The 1,544-nt window shown below is 42.3% G+C and carries 2 protein-coding genes; one reads left to right on the top strand and one right to left on the bottom strand.

The features are described from left to right. The coding region (locus F6K20_RS37985; RefSeq protein WP_502708932.1) for a GNAT family N-acetyltransferase at positions 1–257 on the bottom strand (257 nt) is incomplete at its 3' end. Positions 258–986: 729 nt separating this feature from the next. On the opposite strand from F6K20_RS37985, the gene F6K20_RS37980 reads away from it, so the two are divergent. Continuing rightward, positions 987–1,484, top strand: a complete 498-nt coding sequence (locus F6K20_RS37980; RefSeq protein WP_287298337.1) for a hypothetical protein — start codon at positions 987–989, stop codon at positions 1,482–1,484. Positions 1,485–1,544: the final 60 nt, after the last annotated feature.

Here is a 1,544-nt window from a genome sequence, read left to right as displayed (position 1 = left end):
AAAAATAGACCGGGTTTCATCAAATAAATAGAGAAATTGAAGAAGTAAAGAGCGAATCCAGTCGGTACACCATCTGCACAAGCAAGGATTGCCTCGGCCTCAGGATGAGAACTAAACAAACTTTTATGAAGTTGCTCACATGTGCCAGTGACCTTGTGGGAGAGCTTTTCATGGTCAGCCAGAGCCATGATTAGCTCGAATAGAATAGGTACATCATCAGGTATCACCGGACGAATGTCAATTGAGTAAGAATTCATAATTTCTAATGATACCACGGCGTTGATGAATTAAGAAATGAATGCGCGATTATCTGGTTTTATTAAACACTCCTAAATCCCCCAACTTTGCGGTGCCGCGCACCGGGGGGGACTTTAAGAGTTTTGTTCCCCCCAGAGGGGGGCTAGGGGGGCGAAACCATACCCATAATCAGCAACACCAGAAATTTACTGGCGTTTAATCGACTTTGAAGATGAGTCTGGTAAAATTGAGGTAACATTTTCTAACATAGCGGTCTTGTTGACAATCGAGACCGTTCTTTTTTTAGCACAAGTTGCTCTAATTTTAAAGCCATAAGGCTTGTAGCTGGGTTGTCACCCCCTCAGCTTCAATTGATAATTTTTGTGAAGCACTTCCCCCAGGATTAGCCGGACTTTTTGATTGTAAATTTTTTCTTGATGTTGACGATGTAATAACTTAGCTTGTTCTATAAGTTGAGATAGTTGATCATAATTTAATCAAGCGCAATTGTTTGGTTTGTTTAGGACTTTTTTAGATTTAATCCCAAGTTCAGCTCATGGTTCATGAGCCCCATAAAATTATATAATATACTCTTATTTTATCAAAAACTTTTCTTTGGATAGGTCTAAGGTATAATAAAATATTTTGCTTCCATACTTGTTTAAGTACCGTTACAAGGGCTGTGAAGTTTTCCGGATTTCCTCGATTGTTTGATGTGAAAAGAGTATAGAGAGGAAACTGGGCACATCATGAGCAATCTATATCTGTTAACAACAAGTCTACTCACTGGCGGAGCAATGTCTGCTCCACCACCACCACCCCTACCTGCCAATCCCTCAGATAGCCTCTCAAGCCTGTTAGTGTCAACAGCTAATAAAACATTGCAGGCTGGGGTTAGTCATAAGATTGTTCCTACCGTAGAAACCACTGTCGAAACCTCCTCTCCTCAATTTAGTAGTCAATGGCAGAAACGTAGCCCTACTAAATTGTTACAGCCGTTTTCAGATGAATTGACCTCACTACCTTTAGCTGCAAGCCCCCTAAATCCCCCAATTCTGGGGGACTTTAACTCAATTTCCCCCTCCGGTGCGCTTTCCGTTGGCGAATTAAATTCGCCACGGGTCGCACCGCAAAGTTGGGGGGCTAGGGGGGCGAAACTTGGTGTAAAGTATCAGCAAAGTTTACCCAACTATCGACCTGCTACTCCTTCACCAAGTCAGGAACGGAACTATATTACCAACGATTAGCTGCCCTCAGAGCTGGCAAACTTTATACTCGCTTACCTGCTCATAGTTTCTCATTCGGAA

The sequence above is a fragment of the Moorena sp. SIO2C4 genome, from assembly GCF_010672485.1.
GTDB lineage: Bacteria > Cyanobacteriota > Cyanobacteriia > Cyanobacteriales > Coleofasciculaceae > Moorena > Moorena producens.
This window is presented reverse-complemented; position numbering and strand designations above follow the sequence as displayed.

Excerpts from the sequence above, each read along its gene's own strand:
- F6K20_RS37980 (WP_287298337.1), top strand. The coding sequence starts at position 987 with ATGAGCAATCTATATCTGTTAACAACAAGTCTACTCACTGGCGGAGCA.